Origin of the sequence: Providencia sp. PROV129 (assembly GCF_028482245.1) — a bacterium.
Lineage (GTDB): Bacteria > Pseudomonadota > Gammaproteobacteria > Enterobacterales > Enterobacteriaceae > Providencia > Providencia vermicola.
Genome location: NZ_JAMPQD010000010.1, coordinates 259,114 through 275,141, shown reverse-complemented (window position 1 = coordinate 275,141; position 16,028 = coordinate 259,114). Strand labels below are relative to the sequence as shown.

Here is a 16,028-nt window from a genome sequence, read left to right as displayed (position 1 = left end):
GAATTAACTGTTTTTAGTAATGTTTTTAAACACACTTAGCAACGCAAATAAGCTGAATGAGCTAAACACCATTTCGATACCAATTAACGTGGTTAATAGCGTAATCGACGTTAATGGCCCATTGCCAACAAGCAAAAAGGCAATAAAGAAATCTAATAACCCGATAAGAATTTGCAGCCAACCGCTTGGGGATTTTATTTGTTGAAAACCCACATATAAGCGAATGACACCGCCGACAATAAATAGTGCGGCGACTAAAATCGCGAGGGCAATTAAGCTTTGTAGTGGGTCTTTAATAAAGGAATAGCCGACAATAATATAGATTAGCCCAATCACAAAACCAAATAAGCGCGACCATCCCGTATAAATTACCGTGCTAAGTATGCTAACAATGGCACCGACACCACCAATAATCAGTAAAACGCCTAATACCGTACTGACCGCAATGCCTGAAATCATTGGGTTAACAATACAAAAAATGCCACCAGCTAACAGCAAAAAGGACAAAATTAATAAAAAAGTTCGCTGTTTTTTAAATTCCTCACCAGCGAGTTTGGCAAGTTTTTCACGATCAATATTAAGCATTTTGCGCTCCAAATATTAAGTAGCTAATTATTTAATAGTATAGACCTAGCCGACGAGAAAGGGCATCAAAGATCGTGCGATTTAAATAATAAAATCTTGGAAGGCAAATACTTAGCGTATTTTGATGATTGAAATAAGACGAGGAAGAGTGAGAGAGGCTCCCACCCTTCAGACTGCTGACAAACCGATTAGGTTTGACTGCAGGTTGGATTGGTTTTGAAAATAGTCGAGGAAAATCAATTCATTGATTTTCGGCTGATAACACAAAGCAGGAAAAACCACGCTTTTATCCTGCTTTGTCAACAACCTCAAGGGTGAGAGAGGCCCCCACCCTTTTTTAAAGGTTATTTTTCAGGCTTAAAACGTAATAGACGGTTTGCGTTACTCACTACAGTGATAGAGGAGAGCGCCATTGCTGCTCCTGCAACTACTGGGTTAAGTAAAGTCCCTGTGAGTGGGTATAAAATACCAGCAGCAATTGGGATCCCCAGCGTGTTATATATAAAGGCACCAAATAGGTTTTGCTTCATATTGCGCAGAGTCCCTTTTGAGATAGAAACCGCATCAGCAACCCCGTGTAAGCTTTGACGCATCAAGGTGATAGATGCTGTTTCAATGGCGATATCACTACCGCCGCCCATCGCAATACCCACATCAGCACGGGCAAGTGCAGGGGCATCATTGATGCCATCACCGACCATCGCTACTTTATGACCTTTCGCTTGCAGGGCTTCAATTGCGGCTGATTTACCATCAGGCATGACGCCAGCAATCACTTCATCAATACCCGCTTCTTTAGCGATAGCATTGGCGGTGACTGGATTATCCCCTGTTAACATCACCAAACGGAAGCCTTGTTTATGTAAGCGAGCAAGAGCACTGATGCTGTCTTCACGCAGTGGGTCACGAATAGATAACAACGCAGCGACTTTCCCTTCAACGGCCAACAGTACAGGGGTCACCCCTTGAGAGGCTTGCTGATGCAGAATACCGTCGACATCTGTGGTATCCACACTGCTTTGCGCTAACAGCTTTTGGTTACCTAACAAAATGGCTTTACCATCAATAATTGCGCTTACACCTAAGCCTGCTAATGTCCTAAATTGCTCATTAGCGGGTAAGGTTAAGCCTTTCGCTTTTGCTAAGACAGCACGCGCTAATGGGTGGTTTGAACCATTTTCCAACGATGCTGCGAGCTGCAATGCGCCGTCCTGATCAAAACCATTAAATACGTGGATGTCAGTAACTTGAGGCATACCTTCGGTTAATGTACCTGTTTTATCAAAGACGATAGTGTCCAGTTCGCTAGCTTGCTGAAGGGCATCCGCATCACGGACTAACACCCCGAACTCAGCTGCACGACCGACACCTGAAATTATCGACATCGGCGTTGCTAATCCTAAAGCACATGGACAGGCAATGATTAACACAGTTGTGGTGATAACCAAGGCATAAGTAATTTGTGGCGCAGGGCCAATAAAGTACCAGATAGCCCCCGAAATCAATGCAATAGCAACAACTACAGGGACAAACACTGCCGAAATTTTATCCGCCATTTGGCCAATTTGCGGTTTACTACTTTGTGCTTGACGAACAAGGTGAATAATTCGCGCTAATGTGGTTTGGCTTCCCACTGCCGCGGCGCGAAAGAGTACCGTACCATCTTGCACGACAGTACCTGCATGTACAGGGTCACCTTTACTTTTTTGTTGCGGGATAGGTTCACCTGTCAGCATCGCTTCGTCTAGCCAAACTTCCCCTTCGATGATTTCCCCATCGACAGGTACGCGGTCACCCGTCGCTAAGCGTAAGATCATGCCTTTTTTAACCTGCTCCAATGGCATGTCAACTTCGCCTTGCTCCGTCACAACACGTGCAGTTGGCGGTGTTAAATCTAACAACCTTTCAAGGGCTTTGGAGGAACGTTGGCGTGCCCGTTGCTCTAAAGCGTGGCCAAGGTTAATCAGACCGATGATCATCGCACTGGCTTCGTAATAAAGGTGGCGAGCTTGGTCAGGGAACCATTCAGGCCAAATATTAACGACGATAGAGTAGAGCCATGCAGCTCCTGTACCCAGTGCAACCAAGGTATCCATAGTGGCACTGCCATTTTTTAAACTTTGCCATGCACTGCGATAAAAATGCCCACCTGCGAACACCATTACTAGGAAGGTTAATACCCCAATGGTAAGCCATGTGGTGTGATTTTGCTCAGTCAGCACCATATTATCGCCCATCATTCCCCATACCATGACAGGGATACCAAGGGCTAAGGCTAAGGCTGATTGCCAACGGAAACGGCGCATATTGGCTTGAGCAACTTCTTGCTGGCGTTCACGGCGTTTGGCTTCATCTTGAATGATTTCAGCACCATAACCCGCTTTAACCACGGCATTAATCAGGTCATTGGGATCTGCAGTTCCTGTGACTAATGCGCTACGCTCGGCTAAATTAACGCGTGCGTTTTCCACACCGGGGACGCCGCTGAGTGCTTTTTGCACTTTATTCACACAGCTGGCACAGGTCATGCCATCAAGCAGTAACTGCACACTGTCATCCGTTGGGGGGATGTCAGGCTGTTCACCTAAATCTGACTCTTGTGCCGGAATGTCACAAATTGCCGCTGAATCAGCATCCGGCTGTTCAGTTTGGGTGGTCAGCGGCTCAGTTTTTGGGTGAGATTCACCTTCTGTAGCTTGGTAGCCAGCGGCTTCGACGGCAGCAATCAATGCCGAAACTGATGCAGAACCTTGTACAACCGCAGACGTTGTATCCACTTGTGCGCTTTCTACACCGTCAACAGCTTCGAGTGCTTGTTGGGTTTTCGCCGCACATTTCATGCAGCTTAATCCTGAAAGGGATAACGTCACCTCATTGGACTGCGGCAACTGGGCCTTAAAGCCTGCTTGTTCAACCGCAGCGATTAAGGTTTGTGCATCAGCAGAGCCATACACTTTTGCCTGAGTTGTGCTAACAACCGCAGCGGCAACACCTTCAACCTCTTCAAGGGCTTTTTGGGTTTTGCCTGCACATTTCATGCAATTTAAACCCGAAAGCTGCAATTCGACATCAGGTGTTGATGCAACTTCGGCTTCATAGCCAGCTTCAGTAATCGTGTTGATGATATCAGCAACATTGGTATCACTTTCTAATGTCGCATAATCGATAGTGACGTTTAAATTTATCACATCACCGCGAGCTTCTAATGCTTTAGTGACTGAGCCGACACAGTGCATGCAGCTTAGCCCCTGTAATTTTAGGATAGTTTTGTTACTCATTTTGCAGCCTCCGAACCCGTTCGATGAATTGGGTCTATAACTTTATCGACAATTAGGTCTATAATTCGACAATGAGCAAAGGTTACACCTTCCAGCAAGGTTAAGGTCAAGGGGTTATTATGAATATTAGTGAAATTGCCAAAAAAACAGGCCTAACTGCAAAAGCAATCCGTTTTTATGAAGATAAAGGGCTGATTACGCCACCTGAAAGAGGGGAGAATAGCTACCGCTATTACCAAGAACGGCATTTAAACGAATTGATATTGCTAAAACAAGCGAAGGATGTTGGCTTTACCTTGGATGAATGCGGTGAACTGCTTGGGCTGTTTCGTAATCCAACCAGACACAGTGCTGATGTGAAAAGCACGACCATTGCTAAGATAAATGAAATAGAGCAGACAATTTTTAAACTGTCTGCAATCCGCGATACATTACAGGAGCTGGTGGATGTGTGCCCAGGGGATGATGGCGCTAACTGCCCAATTATTGACCACCTGGCACGTGGCTGTTGCCATCACCAGAAGGTTTAACTTGCAATGTAATGCCATCAACGGCGATGACCACTACTTCAGTATTAGCAAGAAGTGGGACATCGCTGAAAACCCGCCAGCTGCCATCAGCAAGGCGAACACGGCTAAAGCCTTCTTCGGTATCCGTTAACAAACGCGCTTTAACCCCCACAAGCTGGTGGCTGATTTGATTGACATCGTCAGCTTTGCTTTTTTTACGGCCGCTTAACCATTTGCGCCATAACACGGCAGAAACAAGGGTAAAGACGGCAAATAAAATCCCTTGCCACTCCCAATTTAGGAAGGGTAAAGCCCAAGTCAATAAACCGACGGCGACAGCGGCAATCCCCGACCAAAGCAAATAGCCACCCGTGCCGAGTAACTCAGCAATCAGCAATAGCCCACCGAGGCACAGCCAAAACCATGCGGGTTGAGCGCTGATAAGCTCTATCATTCTTTCGCCTTTTGTGTTGTTTTTTTGCTTTCGCTAATGAGTTCGGTAATACCGCCGATCGCGCCCATTAAATTGCTGGCTTCTAATGGCATCATAATCACTTTGCTATTTTGTGCCGAGCCAATACTGGTTAACGCATCTGTGTATTTCTGTGCCACGAAGTAGTTAATGGCTTGCATATCCCCAGCGGCAATTGCTTCAGATACCATTTGGGTTGCTCTCGCTTCAGCTTCTGCAGCCCTTTCACGCGCTTCAGCTTGTAAGAAAGCAGATTGTCTTTCCCCTTCGGCTTTTAAAATTTGTGATTGTTTTTCACCTTCCGCTTTAAGGATTGCCGCTTGACGAATACCTTCCGCTTCTAAAATATCGGCACGTTTTGTTCGTTCCGCTTTCATCTGCGCATTCATCGCGCTGATAAGTTCTTTTGGCGGTTTCACATCACGAATTTCAATACGGGTGATTTTCACACCCCATGGGTTAGTTGCTTCATCCACCACATGCAATAAGCGGGAGTTGATCGAATCTCGTTGAGACAGCATTTCATCAAGTTCCATAGACCCTAACACGGTACGAATATTGGTCATTGTCAGATTAAGCACGGACAGTTCTAAATTACTGACTTCATAAGCAGCACGAACAGGGTCAACCACTTGAATAAAGCACACGGCATCAATAGTGACGTTGGCGTTATCCCGTGAAATAACTTCTTGTGATGGGATATCAAGGACTTGTTCCATCATATTGATACGACGGCCGATTTTGTCCATAAATGGCACAATGATATGCAGCCCAGGTTGTAATGTACGGGTGTAACGCCCAAAACGTTCAACTGTCCATTGAAAACCCTGCGGTACTGTTTTAACGCAGGTGAAAACAATAACGATGGCTACAAAAATAATAATCGGAATGGCACCAAAGGCGAACAAGTCCATATCTAACCCTTAATTAATAAAGTAATGAATACATTTGGCGGCGATATTTACTCGCAATCGCATCGCCAGTACCCATGGCGGACATAATATCCATCATGGTTTTTTTCACAGCACCGTCACCCGCACCTAAATCTTTACGTAAGAAGCTAAATAACATTTCAAGGGCTTCTTCATTACGGTTCACTTCATGTAATTTTAGTGCTAATTGAACGGCTAACGTGGTATTTTGCGGATCTTGATTAAATTCGTCCTGTAATTGTTGAATTTCAGGGGTATCCGCTGCTTGTTTTAACAACTCAATTTGTGCAATCAGCCCTTGATAACGACTGTCTTTGTCTTGTAATGGCACCACATCTAAGGTGGTTTGTGCATCATCGACGAGTTTTAGGTTAATTTGCGTTTCTGCCAATAACAGCGTGATATCGCTATTTTTCGGGTTTAGTTGATGAGCTTCTTTCAGCAGAGGCAACGCTTCTTGTGTTTTACCTTCCGCTATTAATTCAGCCGCTTGTGCCGCTTTCAACTCTTCAGGACTTGGTAGAACACGAGATAAAATCTCTAACACGACCTCTTCCGGTTGCGGCCCTTCAAAGCCATCAACGGGTCGGCCATTTTGCAGGACATATACCGTTGGGATGGCTTTTAAGCCAAACTGGCTGGCAATCATTTGTTCTTCGTCACAGTTAACTTTAGCTAAGATATATAAACCTGCGTAGTCGTTGGCAATTTTTTCCAACATTGAGCCAAACTCTTGGCAATGAGGGCTACGAGGTGACCAAAAGTAAAACATGACGGGTAAGTTCATTGATTGTTCAATGACTTGATGAAGATTAGTTTCGTTAATATCAATAATTTGTGCGTTATTCGCAAACATAGGGTATCTCTTTTGAATGAGTTAGCATTAATAGTAGAGTGGGGCTTAATTTGCTTTTTTCAAGCCTTTTTTCCCTGATTTGCCAGTATTCTATCCATCAGTTTGTCAGGTAAAACACGTTTAAGCACTCGGACTGCCACTGTTAAAAGCGTGACAGAATAACGCACGCGTGGGCGTGGGCTTTCTAACGCATGGATAAGCTTTTCCACCACATGCTCTGGGGTTAAGGTAAAGCGCGAGGCGATCCCTGGGTTTTTAATAGGTTTATCTTTTTGAGTTTGTTCAACATTTTGAGTGAATGCCGTGTGAATTGGCCCTGGCTCAATCAAACTCACGAAAACACCACTGCCTTTTAGCTCTAACCGTAAGGCATCTGACCAACCTTCCAAGGCATATTTGCTCGCTGCATAAGCACCACGACCTGGGGTAGAGATAATGCCCATCACCGAACTGGTTTGCACAATGCGCCCTTCATGGTGTGCTAGCATGGCGGGTAGCAGTTGGAAGGTCAATTGGTGCACGCCGAAAAAGTTTGTGGAAAACTGGGCTTCGAGTTGTTCCCGACTAACACTGTTCAATGGCCCATAAACCCCAAAACCCGCATTGTTGAATAATCCGAAAAGTCGGTGATTACAGAGTGTTAACACCTCTTTTGCCGCTGTATCTATGCTATTCTTATCATCAAGGTCGAGAGCAACTGTATCAAAGCCAAGGTCTCTTAAGCGGAAGATATCGCTCTCTTTGCGACAGGCGACAATCACATGGTAGCCCCGTTGGCGCAGAGTTTGGGCAGCACAAAAGCCTATACCGCTTGATGCTCCAGTGATCAGAACCGATTTTCCGTTTCGTGCGGATGTTTGCATAACTTTACCTTCATTTCATGCAACTGAATTTATTTCGCGTATAAAGAGCCCTTTATCGCGTTTGTTTACCGCCTATTTTACTTGTTTGAGGGTAAAATATGTGCGGAAAGTTGTTTTTCCATAAAGTCAGCAATGGATGACTGTGCTTCAACCGTCGGGTGAATCCCATCTTGTTGTATCCACTCAGGCTTAGTGATAACGGTTTCCATGTAAAAAGGCAGTAACGGAATTTGATTGCTATCCGCCAGTTTCGGGTACACTTTTTCAAAGCTTGTTGTATAACGTTTTCCATAATTTGGTGGAATACGAATTTGCATTAAGAGCGGTTTTGCACCCGATTGCACGATTTGGTCGATTATTTGCTGTAAATTAGTTTCCAGTTGTTCGACAGGTAAGCCTTGCAGACCATCGTTAGCACCTAACTCGATCAGCACCCAGCTCGGTTTATTTTGTTCCAATAAGGTAGAAAGGCGTTCCAGCCCTTGTGCTGATGTATTGCCACTAATGCTGCCATTGACCACCTCAATAGGCGGAGACAGTTTCTGCCAGCGGTTGGCAAGCAAAGAGGCCCACGCCTGCTCAGCGGGTAAACGGTAGCCTGCACTTAGGCTATCACCTAAGATCAATAGCTTAGTTGACGCAAGGGCGTGTCCACTTGCAGTCAGTAACAGGAGAAAAACCAATATATGTCGGCGAATAATATTCTTGAAGTTCATCATCTCATTAAACGTGTTGGTCAAGGTGAACATGAACTGACTATATTGCAAGGTGTTGAGCTAATTGTCGAGTCTGGTCAAACAATTGCTTTAATTGGCGAGTCAGGATCGGGGAAATCAACTCTGCTTGGGATCATTGCGGGCTTAGATGACGGCACGTGTGGCTCGGTCAATTTATTGGGGCAAGACCTGACCCGCATGGATGAAGAGGAACGAGCTCGTTTGCGCGCGCAAAGCGTGGGGTTTGTGTTCCAATCGTTTATGTTAATCCCTACATTAAATGCGATTGAAAACGTGCAGCTACCTTCCTTGTTGCGTGGAGAGCCAGAGTCATCTAGCCACCAACATGCCGCTGAATTACTGACTGATTTAGGCTTAAAAGATCGCATGAAGCATATGCCGCCACAACTTTCTGGTGGCGAACAACAGCGTGTGGCACTGGCACGCGCATTTAACGGTCGTCCACAAATTTTATTTGCCGATGAGCCGACAGGTAACCTTGATAGACAGACTGGGGATAAAATCGCGGACTTGCTGTTTGCCATGAACAAAGAATATGGTACTACGCTGATTTTAGTTACACACGATAACGAACTCGCTGCACGTTGTCAGCGTCGCTTACGCTTGGTTGATGGACAACTGAGGGAAGAAGCATGATTTGGCGTTGGTTTTGGCGTGAATGGAAAACGCCGTCATTATTGATTGTCTGGTTAGCACTCACTCTCGCCGTTGCCTGTGTTTTAGCGTTAGGGCGCATTAGTGATCGTATCGAAAACAGCATGAGCTACCAAAGCCGTGAGCTACTTGCAGGGGATCTGGTTCTGCGTTCCTCACACCCGAGCGAGCCCGCTTGGTTGCAAGAGGCACAAAAAGATGGGTTAAAACTGAGCCAGCAGATATCATTTTCGACGATGGCCTATGCAACGGAAGATGAAGATGCCCGCCCACAGCTGGTGTTAGTCAAAGCCGCCGACAAGGCTTATCCGCTGTATGGCGAGTTAGTTACAGAACCTGAAGGGTTAGTACCAAACCAAGGGGAGGTGTTAGTGGCACCTCGCTTATTAGAGTTATTGAACCTGAATATTGGCGATAATATTGATATCGGCGATGCGACGTTAAAGGTTTCGGGGAAATTACTCCAAGAGCCCGATAGTGGCTTCAATCCATTCCAAATTGCCCCTCGAGTATTAATTGCGATTGAAGATGCACCGTTAACGGGGGCGATTCAGTTAGGTAGCCGTTTAACCTATCGCGATATGTTCGCGGGTGATAGCCAAGTTATTGATGCATTTAAGCAAAAGTTTGATAAAGAACTGCGCAATGACCAGCGATGGTATACCTTAAGTGAAGACAATGGCGCGGTGGGGAAAACTTTCCAACGTGCTCAGCAATTTTTGTTGTTATCCGTATTATTAACCTTATTACTGGCGATTGCAGCTGTTGTGGTTTCTATGACCCACTATTGCCGTAGCCGCCACCAGCTTATTGCGGTTCTAAAAACACTTGGGGCTGGGCGCAGTGCGCTGCGTAAATGGATCATTGGCCAGTGGTTGGTCATTTTAGTGGCAGCGGCGTTATTAGGTTCGTTATTAGGGCTAGCCTTTGAAGGCATTTTGATGCAAATTCTAGGCGCAATGCTGCCAAAAGAATTGCCTCCTGCTAGCCTAATGCCGTGGGTCTGGGCGATAGGGACATTGTTTATCATTGCCATTATTGTAGGCAGCCGTCCTTATTACCAATTGATGGCGACCCAACCTTCTCGGGTGTTACGTGAAGATGCAAAATCCCCAGTATGGCCGCTGCATTATTATCTCCCTGTGGTTATATTAATTGTCGTGGGCGGGTTATTTATTTTTGCGGGAGTAAACCCCCTGTTATGGTCGATTCTTGCAGGGATTGTTGTCGTGGCGATTCTATTGGCTTTAATTGGTTGGGGTGGGCTTTGGGGGCTGCGCCATATTAAATTTCGCCAGCTGAGTTTACGCCTTTCGGTCAGCCGCTTGTTGCGCCAACCGTTGCAAACTATCACCCAAATGAGCGCCTTTTCGCTCTCGTTTATGTTACTGGCATTATTAATTTTAGTTCGGGGTGATTTACTTGACCGCTGGCAGCAGCAATTGCCAGCAGATAGCCCGAACTATTTCTTGATTAACATGAACCAATCACAGCTTAAACCTGTGACTGAGTTACTGGCACAGTATCAAGTGAAGCCAACGGAATTCAATCCTGTGGTTTTAGCGCGTTTAACCGATATTAATGACCAGTCAGCGATTGAATGGGCCGATAAACGTGACCCAAATAATAATACGGTACGGCGTGAATTAAGCTTAACGTGGCAATCTCAATTGGCCCCTGCGAATATCGTGAATGAAGGCACGTGGCCGCCGAAAGCGGGGGAGGTTTCCATTGAACAAACCGTGGTGAAAGAGCTAGGGTTAAAACTGGGGGATAAACTGACATTTAACGCAGGAGCTCAAGTTTTTACGGCGACGGTAAGCAGCATCCGCACTGTGGATTGGGAAAGTTTACGACCGAATTTTTATTTTATTTTTTCGGAAGAAAGCTTGTCGAAAATGCCAGCAACATGGCTGAGTAGTTTCCATTATGAGGGGGACGGCCAGTTATTGACGCAACTTAGCCGCCATTACCCAACCATAAATGTGCTGGATACAGGGGCGATCATTACACAGATTCAGCAAATCCTTCAGCAAGTCAGCCAAGCTCTTGAAGTGATGGTCGTCTTAGTGATTTTCTGTGGCTTGCTGTTATTGTTGGCACAGATTCAAGTGGGAATGAGCCAACGTGAGCGCGAACTGGTGGTCTATCGCACCTTAGGTGCGAGCAGAAAGCTGATGCGCAGAACATTATGGAGCGAGTTTGCATTACTTGGCTTAATGGCAGGCCTTGCTGCGGCCTTTGGTGCTGAAATTGCCTTGTGGTTATTGCAAAGTAAAGTGTTTGATTTTCCATGGCAACCTGAATGGCGTATGTGGCTATTATTACCACTGTGCGCAGCTATTTTGTTGTCGATTTGTGGGGGATGGCTAGGTCTTCGCTTATTAGGAACAGGCAGCCAGCACCGTCGATTACCCAATGGATGATTAATTTATAGGGAATAATTGGGCGTGAAATTATTTACGCCCAATTAAAATAACTGTCTTGAATCCTTCACAAAATCGTCATTTGCTCAAGTTATGATTCCGCCGTCGATTATTGATAGCCTTAAAATGGAAACATAACCATGCAGCATAAAAATTCAATTACACACCCAATTAAACAGACGTTGGGTTCATTTTCTTTACTGGCAAGTTTGATTTCATTTAGCTTCTCTGGGTTTGCTCAACAAGAAGTGCCTGCCACATTAATGGGGCATTCCATTCTTTCCGTTGATTCCACCGTTTCCGCGCCACAAAATGCGCCTGCAGACCTTCAAGTGAGCGGAAAATTCACCACTGGCACACGCGTTGACACTCTCGGCAAAGTCGAAGGAAAATCCGCTGATCGTCCAACGGGGAAACACATTCCAATCAAAGGGCAGCCATTGCAAGGCCATTCAGGAATTAAACGGATGGGGGATGGCACCTATTGGGTGTTAACGGATAATGGGTTTGGTAATAAAGTGAATTCACCAGACTCTATGCTGTATGTGACGCAATACGATATTGATTTTAAATCAGGCAAAACAACACCACTCAAAACGGTTTTTTTCCATGACCCCGACAGAATCATTCCTTTTCACATTATTAATGAGAGCACAAAGGAACGTTACTTAACGGGCAGCGACTTCGACCCAGAAAGTTTTCAGTTTGCTAATGGTGCATTATGGGTAGGGGATGAATTTGGCCCATATCTGATAAAAATGGATTTGGATGGCAAAGTGTTAGCCTTGTTTGAAACGCAGGTCGATGGCAAAAAAGTGGTTTCTCCAGACCATTATCAAGTCACCACACCAGGAAAACCAACAGATAAAGTCACCTTCCAAGTGAATCGCTCAAAAGGGTTTGAAGGTATGGCTTCCTCACCAGACGGTTCAAAACTGTACCCAATGCTTGAAGGGGCAATTTGGGTTGATGAAAAACAAGATTATGAAAATGTGGATGGTAAACGCGCTGCACGCATTCTTGAGTTCGATGTAAAAAAACAAGATTGGACAGGCAGAAGCTGGTTGTATGTGTTCGAAGATAACCAAAATGCTATCGGCGATTTTAATTTAATCGATGGCACTCATGGCCTAATCATCGAGCGTGATAATGGCGAGGGGACATCGGATAAAGCCTGTGCTGCAGGCAGTACGAACACGGAAAATTGCTTTAGTAATTTAGCGAAATTTAAGCGTGTATACCGTATTGAGTTTTCAGATAAAAACGTCGGTGAAGCGGTTGATAAGCAGGCGTACATTGATTTAATGAATATTAAAGACCCAAATAGTCAAGCAAGAAAACCCTTAAATGATGGGGTATTTACCTTTCCATTCTTTACGATTGAGAATGTGGATGTGGTCGACGGTGAACATATCATTGTCGGGAATGACAATAACTACCCATTCTCATCCAGCCGTGAGCCAAATCAAGCCGATGATAATGAATTTATTCTGTTGAAAGTCCCTGAATTGTTAAAGCCTTGATTGAATTTGTACCACCTCATTCCAGTTTGTCGTGGCACAATGTGAAACGCATGTTTTGATCCAATATCTGGTCTTAAGCTTATTTTTCCCTTGGTTTCAATCTTTCCCGAGCCTGTGCTCGGGATTTTTTATTTGGTATGGAGTGCGGGCGGTTTCATCATTAATGTTAAGCCGAGGATAACCACCACAGGGGCGGCAATGACTAAAAATGCAGGGGTGAAGCTACCTGTGTAGTCCTTGATCCCACCGGCGATAAATGGCGCTAAACAGGCGATAGTTGAAATCAAGTTAACCACAGAAAATAGCTCCAAATAGGGGCCACGACCAAAGTAGTTTGATAACAAAACACTTGATGCCAAGAACGTCATGCCGTAACCAATTCCTACGCACAAAACAAATAAAATTAACCAGAACCAAGAGCTTGCGATACTGAGGAAGATAACACCAAGCACCATGATAATTAAGCTGCCAATCAGCAGTTTTTTTGGCTCCAACCATTCTCCAGCTGCGCCGCCAATAAATCGTGAAAATGCATTAACAAAAGCCATTGTACTGAGTAATGAAACTGCAACGGTCATACCAAAGCCACGTTCTTCAATATGGGCGACAGCAAAACTATTCACTGTGATCCCGCACCATAAAAAGGAGGTGTAAGTCGCAGCGATTAAATAAAATTGCCATGTGCGCAGTGCACGTCCAACTGTCCACACTTCAGCTGTACGATAAATGGGTTTACTTGCATCACTGACTTGTTTTTGCATCACTTTCTTGGCATGTTCTTGCTCTTGTTTGCCTTCACGTAACATAAAGATAGTAATTAACGTGATGATGCTGAGGTAAATAGCGCATAGAACCCAGTGCATGCGCCATGAGCCCAATTGGTTTGAAGCATAGAAATAAATCCATGGCCCTGCAACTCCGCCGAGCCCACCAATGGTGAAATACAAGCCAAAAGCGAGGGACTGTTTTTCAAATAATCGGGAAAGCACGTAAGTGCCAGGCACCGTGGCTAATAAGGTAAAACCGATACCAATCAAGGCTGTACCTAAGAAATATGTACTGATGGTGTTGGTGGAATACAGGCTATAAAACCCAGCGACAAAGACTAAGGTACCCAGCAATAATGTGGCTCGCACGCCAACTTTACGGATCAGCAAAGAGGGTAAGAAACTGGCAAGCCCACAGGTCAAGCCCAATAAGGTAAAGCCAAAACCCGCTTCACTCCAGCTCCATTTTAGCTCGCTGATCATTTCTGGCAATACAACGCCTAAAGAGGTGAAAGTCGTGGCTGTGGCTAAAAAATAAACTAACCCTAATAGAATTAAAATACACCACTGATAAAACGGACTAAAAGGCTGCGAGGACATAGTAACTCCAGTCATGCCGCACACCTTTAGTCAGGAGAATTATCATCTGGATGACGGCGAAAATAGCAAAATGCCCGAAAACAAGTTCGGGCATCGATTAAGGCTATTTTCCCTATTTATTGGTGAGAGTACCAGTCTAATTTTTCATTTGCCCACTCAATGCCACTTTTATACTCATTTGGTAAGAGTGGGATAAGTGCACTGAGCGTTTCGGTTAGCTGATTACAGTCACTGTGGGAGAGGTTTAAATGGCCAACTTTACGGGCTGGACGCACCTCTTTTTCATACCAATGCAAGTGAACTAGTGGCAAATTGAGCCAATCGATATTCACATCAGTGCCGATTAAGTTCACCATTACCGCAGGGCTGTATACTTCAGGGGATGGCATTGGTAGATTCAATATGGCACGCAAATGTAACTCAAATTGGCTGATTGATGCACCGTTTTGGGTCCAATGTCCGCTGTTATGTACGCGAGGGGCAATTTCGTTGATCAGCAGTTTATCGCCCACAACAAAGCATTCCATCGCCATCACACCAATATAGCCGAGCTCATCCATTACAGCGCTTAACATCGCTTGCGCTTGATTTTGCTGAGGATTGGTGGATTTCGGAAAAGCGACACTGGTGCGCAGGATACCTTCTTGGTGTAGATTGTGGGTGATAGGGTAAAAAACCGACTCCCCAGCAGCATTACGAGCACCAATCACCGAGACTTCAGCATCAAAAGGGATGCCTTGCTCTACAATGCACTCACCGTAAACTTCAGCGGGTAAACTGAGTTCGTCACCTGGGCGTACACGCCATTGGCCGCGCCCGTCATAGCCGCCTGTTCGGCGTTTGACTATCAGAAAATCACCCAGTGAGGCAAACAATTCAGGCCATTGCTCTGGGGATTCGAGCAGTACCCAAGGGGCGGTTGACAAATGTAAGCTATCAAACAGGCTTTTTTGTGGGAAGCGGTCAGCTAAACGCGGGAAAATATCGCGGTTAATAAAGGCATTGTGCCTAGCTAACTCTTTAGTCAAAGGCGTTTCAGGCCAACGCTCGATTTCAGCGGTGATCACGCTTTGTTGATAAGGAACTGCTTCAGGCTCTGCATCCAATCCGACAGGGAAAACGGCGATACCTAATGGTTCGCCAGCTTGGCGCAGCATGCGACCCAGTTGACCGTTGCCCAGTACGCAAACGGGTTTCATTACGCATCCCTCGGGTCTGGGTTATTGAGTACGTCGTTAGTTTGTATTTCACGCCAAGTGGATAAGCGATTAAAAACAGCGGTATCTGCAATGGCTAATACTTGAGCCGCTAACAGCGCGGCATTTGCTGCACCAGCTTTGCCAATGGCAAGCGTACCCACTGGGATGCCTTTTGGCATCTGAACGATGGAATATAAGCTATCAACACCACTGAGTGCCGCGCTTTGTACAGGAACACCAAAAACAGGCACTAAGGTTTTGGCCGCTATCATACCTGGTAGGTGGGCTGCACCACCTGCACCTGCAATGATCACATCAAAACCATTTTCTTTGGCGGTTTCGGCAAACGAAAACAGTTTATCGGGTGTACGGTGTGCAGAAACAATTTCGACGTGAAAAGGAATTTGGAGTTCGGTTAATACATCAGCAGCGTGCTGCATGGTCGTCCAATCACTTTTCGAACCCATAACAATGGCGATTTTTGCCGCAGATTGAGCAGAAGCTTGGGCAGTCATTTGGTGCTTTCCTGTATTGAAAAAAACGTCACCCGAAGGTGGAGAATTGAATTGAGTCGATCATATCATGACAAAGCAGCAAGGAAAACGTTTGCGTGATTAATAAGTAAGC

General features: G+C 45.4%; 14 protein-coding genes. 4 read left to right on the top strand and 10 right to left on the bottom strand.

Going from position 1 to position 16,028, the window contains the following annotated elements; translation table 11 throughout:
* Positions 1-3: 3 nt before the first annotated feature.
* Entirely contained in the window at positions 4-585 is a 582-nt protein-coding gene (locus PSF27_RS08035; protein ID WP_206082913.1) for an HdeD family acid-resistance protein, read from the bottom strand.
* Positions 586-929: 344 nt separating this feature from the next.
* The gene (copA, locus tag PSF27_RS08030; protein ID WP_272681248.1) at positions 930-3,863 is read right to left on the bottom strand and encodes a copper-exporting P-type ATPase CopA; all 2,934 of its coding nucleotides are present in this window, start codon (positions 3,861-3,863) and stop codon (positions 930-932) included.
* 119 nt (positions 3,864-3,982) lie between these two features.
* Here copA and cueR point away from each other — a divergent pair, with 119 nt between their 5' ends.
* Positions 3,983-4,393: a Cu(I)-responsive transcriptional regulator gene (cueR, locus tag PSF27_RS08025; RefSeq protein WP_206082911.1), complete on the top strand. Its 411-nt coding sequence runs from the start codon at positions 3,983-3,985 to the stop codon at positions 4,391-4,393.
* Here the strand turns inward: cueR and PSF27_RS08020 are convergent.
* The 5 genes from PSF27_RS08020 to tesA all read right to left on the bottom strand — a co-directional run bounded on the left by PSF27_RS08020 (position 4,347) and on the right by tesA (position 8,214).
* Entirely contained in the window at positions 4,347-4,826 is a 480-nt protein-coding gene (locus PSF27_RS08020) for an NfeD family protein (RefSeq protein WP_272681247.1), read from the bottom strand. The genes cueR and PSF27_RS08020 overlap by 47 nt on opposite strands.
* Positions 4,823-5,758 (bottom strand): SPFH domain-containing protein, encoded by a 936-nt coding sequence (locus PSF27_RS08015; protein ID WP_206082909.1) that lies wholly within the window; start codon positions 5,756-5,758, stop codon positions 4,823-4,825. Before PSF27_RS08015 ends, PSF27_RS08020 begins: the two co-directional genes overlap by 4 nt.
* A gap of 13 nt (positions 5,759-5,771) precedes the next feature.
* The gene (locus PSF27_RS08010; protein ID WP_206082908.1) at positions 5,772-6,632 is read right to left on the bottom strand and encodes a co-chaperone YbbN; all 861 of its coding nucleotides are present in this window, start codon (positions 6,630-6,632) and stop codon (positions 5,772-5,774) included.
* 59 nt (positions 6,633-6,691) lie between these two features.
* Positions 6,692-7,495, bottom strand: coding sequence for an SDR family oxidoreductase (locus PSF27_RS08005; protein WP_272681246.1), 804 nt, complete (start codon positions 7,493-7,495; stop codon positions 6,692-6,694).
* A gap of 77 nt (positions 7,496-7,572) precedes the next feature.
* Positions 7,573-8,214, bottom strand: a complete 642-nt coding sequence (tesA, locus tag PSF27_RS08000) for a multifunctional acyl-CoA thioesterase I/protease I/lysophospholipase L1 (protein WP_206082906.1) — start codon at positions 8,212-8,214, stop codon at positions 7,573-7,575.
* Between tesA and ybbA the strand changes: the two genes are divergently transcribed.
* The 3 genes from ybbA to PSF27_RS07985 all read left to right on the top strand — a co-directional run bounded on the left by ybbA (position 8,182) and on the right by PSF27_RS07985 (position 12,835).
* Positions 8,182-8,868 carry a putative ABC transporter ATP-binding protein YbbA gene (gene ybbA, locus PSF27_RS07995; protein ID WP_272681245.1) on the top strand — a complete coding sequence of 229 codons (687 nt, stop codon included), beginning with the start codon at positions 8,182-8,184 and terminating at the stop codon, positions 8,866-8,868. The two genes, tesA and ybbA, sit on opposite strands and share 33 nt — an antisense overlap.
* On the top strand, positions 8,865-11,312 hold the full coding sequence (gene ybbP / locus PSF27_RS07990) for a putative ABC transporter permease subunit YbbP (RefSeq protein ID WP_272681244.1): 2,448 nt from the start codon (positions 8,865-8,867) through the stop codon (positions 11,310-11,312). Before ybbA ends, ybbP begins: the two co-directional genes overlap by 4 nt.
* A gap of 140 nt (positions 11,313-11,452) precedes the next feature.
* The gene (locus PSF27_RS07985) at positions 11,453-12,835 is read left to right on the top strand and encodes an esterase-like activity of phytase family protein (protein WP_272573358.1); all 1,383 of its coding nucleotides are present in this window, start codon (positions 11,453-11,455) and stop codon (positions 12,833-12,835) included.
* A 128-nt stretch (positions 12,836-12,963) separates the two neighbouring features.
* Here PSF27_RS07985 and PSF27_RS07980 read toward each other — a convergent pair whose 3' ends face one another.
* The 3 genes from PSF27_RS07980 to purE all read right to left on the bottom strand — a co-directional run bounded on the left by PSF27_RS07980 (position 12,964) and on the right by purE (position 15,916).
* A complete protein-coding gene (locus PSF27_RS07980; RefSeq protein ID WP_272681243.1) occupies positions 12,964-14,217 on the bottom strand; it encodes an MFS transporter in 1,254 nt (417 codons plus the stop codon).
* Between the two features lie 101 nt (positions 14,218-14,318).
* Entirely contained in the window at positions 14,319-15,401 is a 1,083-nt protein-coding gene (gene purK / locus PSF27_RS07975; protein ID WP_272681242.1) for a 5-(carboxyamino)imidazole ribonucleotide synthase, read from the bottom strand.
* Positions 15,401-15,916: a 5-(carboxyamino)imidazole ribonucleotide mutase gene (gene purE / locus PSF27_RS07970; RefSeq protein ID WP_206082897.1), complete on the bottom strand. Its 516-nt coding sequence runs from the start codon at positions 15,914-15,916 to the stop codon at positions 15,401-15,403. Before purE ends, purK begins: the two co-directional genes overlap by 1 nt.
* Positions 15,917-16,028: the final 112 nt, after the last annotated feature.

Coding starts and splice junctions, on each gene's coding strand:
- PSF27_RS07985 (WP_272573358.1), top strand. CDS start 11,453: ATGCAGCATAAAAATTCAATTACACACCCAATTAAACAGACGTTGGGT.
- PSF27_RS08010 (WP_206082908.1), bottom strand. CDS start 6,632: ATGTTTGCGAATAACGCACAAATTATTGATATTAACGAAACTAATCTT.
- PSF27_RS07980 (WP_272681243.1), bottom strand. CDS start 14,217: ATGACTGGAGTTACTATGTCCTCGCAGCCTTTTAGTCCGTTTTATCAG.
- purK (WP_272681242.1), bottom strand. CDS start 15,401: ATGAAACCCGTTTGCGTACTGGGCAACGGTCAACTGGGTCGCATGCTG.
- tesA (WP_206082906.1), bottom strand. CDS start 8,214: ATGATGAACTTCAAGAATATTATTCGCCGACATATATTGGTTTTTCTC.
- copA (WP_272681248.1), bottom strand. CDS start 3,863: ATGAGTAACAAAACTATCCTAAAATTACAGGGGCTAAGCTGCATGCAC.
- ybbA (WP_272681245.1), top strand. CDS start 8,182: ATGTCGGCGAATAATATTCTTGAAGTTCATCATCTCATTAAACGTGTT.
- cueR (WP_206082911.1), top strand. CDS start 3,983: ATGAATATTAGTGAAATTGCCAAAAAAACAGGCCTAACTGCAAAAGCA.
- purE (WP_206082897.1), bottom strand. CDS start 15,916: ATGACTGCCCAAGCTTCTGCTCAATCTGCGGCAAAAATCGCCATTGTT.
- ybbP (WP_272681244.1), top strand. CDS start 8,865: ATGATTTGGCGTTGGTTTTGGCGTGAATGGAAAACGCCGTCATTATTG.
- PSF27_RS08015 (WP_206082909.1), bottom strand. CDS start 5,758: ATGGACTTGTTCGCCTTTGGTGCCATTCCGATTATTATTTTTGTAGCC.
- PSF27_RS08020 (WP_272681247.1), bottom strand. CDS start 4,826: ATGATAGAGCTTATCAGCGCTCAACCCGCATGGTTTTGGCTGTGCCTC.
- PSF27_RS08035 (WP_206082913.1), bottom strand. CDS start 585: ATGCTTAATATTGATCGTGAAAAACTTGCCAAACTCGCTGGTGAGGAA.
- PSF27_RS08005 (WP_272681246.1), bottom strand. CDS start 7,495: ATGCAAACATCCGCACGAAACGGAAAATCGGTTCTGATCACTGGAGCA.